Annotated in this window: 3 protein-coding genes; 1 reads left to right on the top strand and 2 read right to left on the bottom strand. The window is 46.2% G+C overall.

Translation table 11 applies throughout. The features are described 5' to 3' along the window. Nucleotides 1-243: 243 nt before the first annotated feature. Complete coding sequence (locus F6K20_RS28340; protein ID WP_287252521.1) at nucleotides 244-1,806, bottom strand: ATP-binding protein; 1,563 nt, start codon at nucleotides 1,804-1,806, stop codon at nucleotides 244-246. Further along, complete coding sequence (locus F6K20_RS28335; RefSeq protein ID WP_287296896.1) at nucleotides 1,806-3,401, bottom strand: sensor histidine kinase; 1,596 nt, start codon at nucleotides 3,399-3,401, stop codon at nucleotides 1,806-1,808. The genes F6K20_RS28340 and F6K20_RS28335 overlap by 1 nt, the downstream gene beginning before the upstream one ends. Nucleotides 3,402-3,490: 89 nt before the next feature. Here F6K20_RS28335 and F6K20_RS28330 point away from each other — a divergent pair. Beyond that, on the top strand, nucleotides 3,491-3,828 hold a 338-nt coding region (locus F6K20_RS28330), incomplete at its 3' end, for a 1-deoxy-D-xylulose-5-phosphate synthase N-terminal domain-containing protein (RefSeq protein ID WP_287296894.1).

Here is a 3,828-nt window from a genome sequence, read left to right as displayed (position 1 = left end):
TGGTTAGGGGTGGGTTGCTCTTGCCTTCCCCTCCTGGGAGGGGTTAGGGGTGGGTTCCTCTTGCCTTCCCCTCCTGGGAGGGGTTAGGGGTGGGTTGCTCTTGCCTTCCCCTCCTGGGAGGAGTTAGGGGTGGGTTCCTCTTGCCTTCCCCTCCTGGGAGGGGTTAGGGGTGGGTTCCTCTTGTCTGCTCCCTGCTCCCTAAAGCCCATAATTTTGACCTCATTAGTTTGAGAATTGCTATAGCTAATTGCGACTACTCCCGAGCCATTCCGAATCAGAACTTCTCACCTCAGACCTCTGACCTCTGACTTCCCCATTACTTACTATGGGAATTTTAATCGTAAATGTTGTCCCAACGCCCACTTCGCTAGTCAGTTCAATCTCTCCCTGATGCTGTTCCACACAGCGTTTCACAATCGATAGTCCCAGACCAGTCCCTTGAATTGTCCCCACATTTTTGGCTCGATAAAAAGACTCGAAAATTTTCTTTTGGTCTGCTTCAGCAATCCCAATTCCTTTATCCTGGATGCGGAACACAACCAACTGCTGTTTCAGATCACAAGTTAGGTTAAAGGTCACGATTTCATGAGAAGGAGAATACTTCAAAGCATTGGTAAGCAGATTAGTTATAATGTAATGTATAAGTTTATCATCCATACAGACTTCTGTATAGACCCCGTCAGAGGTAAAAACAATCCGGTTGCGGCTGGCTTGATCTAGGCATAGTTCTGCAATTAAATCCTGGCAGAATTGCTCTAAGTTCATCGGAGTTGGAATAAATTCTAGCCGACCTACTTCAGCTTGACCGATTAGCAACACCTCTTCCATCAACTCAGTCATGCGCTCTACTGAAAGAGTAATTCGTTTTAGATAACGCTGCTTTTGCTCCTGAGTGGCCAGATTACCATAGCGCTTAAGTAATTCAGCGGCAGTTAGGATCACACTGAGGGGATTACGGAATTCGTGGCAAACGGTGGAGACGAACTGGGAGCGGAAATCTTGGATTTCTTGCTCTTTTGCCAACACCTGCTCTAACATTTCTGTCTGAGGATCCTCGCTGATATCCCAAAACGCGAGCACTACTCCATTCACGTTTCCCAGTTGGTCTTTTAGGGGTGAAGCACTATTACCAACAGGAATTCGACCACCGTCCTTTGCGATCAAAGCGTTATGCTCGCCCAGATAGACAACTTGTCCGGTCTTGATCACTTTATCTAGGGGATACTTGACTAGATTACCGGTCAGGTCATTAACAATTGGGAACACTGAGGTCACATCTCGCCCCCATACCTCCGATGCCTTCCAACCAGTCAGAGCTTCAGCGGGAGCATTCATAAAGGTAATGGTACCTTGGGTCGTGGTAGCAATAACTGCATCATCGATAGAGTTTAAAATGGATGCCAACTGAGCTTGGCTGTTCTGCAACGACTGCTCCATCTGGTATTGCTGGAGAGCCATTTCAATGGCAACCCGCAAGTCTCTCTCGTTAAACGGTTTGGTAACATAGCCAAAGGGTTGGGTAACCTTAGCCCGTTGCAAGGTATCTTCATCCCCATAGGCAGTTAAATAGACGATAGGAATACGTAAATGTTCACGAATTTGCCTAGCAGCAGTAATACCATCCATCTTGCCTTTGAGGAAAATGTCCATCAGCACTAAGTCAGGCTTAGTTTGAGCGGCTTTGGTAATGGCTTGAGAGCCAGATGAAGCAGTAGCTGATACCATATAACCCAGTTGCTTAAGCTGGCTAGCAATTGTCTTAGCAACAATAACTTCGTCTTCTACAACTAACACCCTGGTAACCACTATTGTTGTCCTATTGCTTCTACAATTGTTGCTGTTGAGAATACTATTCTGAAAGCTGTGCCCTCGCTATGGCCCTGAAACATACTCCCGTCTAGTTGCTCCGTTGCCAGGTCATAAACTAACGATAATCCTAAAGACTGGGTATTACGCCAATCTAACTCTTCTGGTAAACCAACCCCATTATCTCGGACAATCAATTCAACCTGATCGTCCCCGCTATGGTGCAATTCAATGTGAATCTCACCATAGCGTCCATTGGGAAACCCGTACTTCAGGGAATTGGATACCAGTTCATTGATGATTAGACCGCAAGGGATGGCCTGATCAATACTGAGGGAAATGGGTTCAATAGTCGTGTGCAACTGAATCCTATCGCTAGTTACTTGATAAGCTACCAGTAAGTTCACCGCTAGGTTCTGGATATAATCCACTACATCCAGGTTGCCTATCACTGAGGCACCATAAAGTTTCTTGTGAATGAGAGCCATGGCTTCAAGGCGATGGCGAGCTTCCGACAGGTGTACTCGGGTTTGGGGTTGATCTACTGTCAGAGATGGCAAGTGTAGTAAGCTAGAAACAATTTGTAAGTTGTTTTTGACCCGATGGTGAATTTCTTTGAGCAGCACCTCTTTCTCAACTAGGGTAGCTTTGAGGTTTTCCTCGACCTGTTTGAGCTGTGTGATGTCGATGGCTATGTTATGGATCCGAATTGGAGTGTTATTAGCATCTGTGAGGAGGTGAGCACGATGGCGAATCCAACTCACAGCTCCATCCGGTCGCAAAATTCTGTAGTCAATATCTTTGGCACCAGTTGACAGCAGGGTTTGGTGTGCCAGTTCATAGGTTTCGAGATCCTCTGGGTGAACCACTGATTCCCACAGGCGTAAGTTTCCGAAGAACTCAGTGATACTGCGACCATAGACTTGCTCGGTAGCACTGTTAAGATAAAGCAGTTTGTCAATCGAAGGATCAAAAGACCATACCACTGCTTCTAGGGAAGTCAGAATACTCTCAAGACGTTCTTGGCTCAACTGCCAGGCATGTTCATTTTCCCCCAATTCTTCTTCAAACTGCTGATTGACAGCAACTTCCTGCTGCCATCGCTGATTAGCTGCCACTAATTCCCCTTCTTTTTGACTCAACTGTTGGTGTAAGTCTTCGACCTTAGTAACAATAGCAGAGAGGATGGCTGGCATGGTGTGGGGGGTCACCACACGCACTACTTGACCTTGTTCATCCACTAGGGGTAGGTGACGAATCTGGTGTTGACGTAATCGGGACTCTACCAAAAAAATGTCCGGTTTCGCTATGATGGGCAAGGTAATTAACTCTTGAGTCATCACATCAGCGATGGAAACCCCTGAGTTGACCATTCCGGCTGATGCTACTTTGACCACATCCCGTTCTGTAAAAATGCCTACCAATTGCTGCTGCTGTACTACCAGCACATAACTCCTTCGAGTTTGATTCATCGTAGCGATCGCTTCCGTTACTGGAGTATCGGGAGCAATGGTGATCGGCTGCTGGTCGCAAGGAAAATTTACAATGGAAAGTTGACCAGAAATGCCATTTTTCAGGTAATCTTTAGCTTCCATATAACCCTTGAAGCGCCAAATTATTGGATACTTTTAGGGAGTCGAAAGATAAACATTAACACAATCCAGTAGCAATTCAAAGAGACGGTATGCATCTCAGTGAAATTACTCATCCAAATCAGTTGCACGGTCTATCGATTCGTCAACTAGAGGAAATTGCCCGTCAAATTCGCGAGAAACATCTCCAAACCATAGCTACTAGTGGTGGTCACTTAGGACCAGGCTTGGGAGTGGTAGAATTAACCTTAGGTCTGTATCAAACACTTGACCTTGACTATGATAAGGTAGTCTGGGACGTTGGACACCAAGCTTATCCCCACAAAATGCTCACGGGGCGCTATAACCGATTCCATACCCTACGGCAGAAAGATGGTATTGCTGGTTATCTAAAGCGCTGCGAGAATAAGTTTGATCACTTTGGAGCCGA

It is taken from the genome of Moorena sp. SIO2C4, from assembly GCF_010672485.1.
Taxonomy (GTDB): Bacteria; Cyanobacteriota; Cyanobacteriia; order Cyanobacteriales; family Coleofasciculaceae; genus Moorena; species Moorena producens.
This window is presented reverse-complemented; position numbering and strand designations above follow the sequence as displayed.

Coding starts and splice junctions, on each gene's coding strand:
- F6K20_RS28335 (WP_287296896.1), bottom strand. CDS start 3,401: ATGGAAGCTAAAGATTACCTGAAAAATGGCATTTCTGGTCAACTTTCC.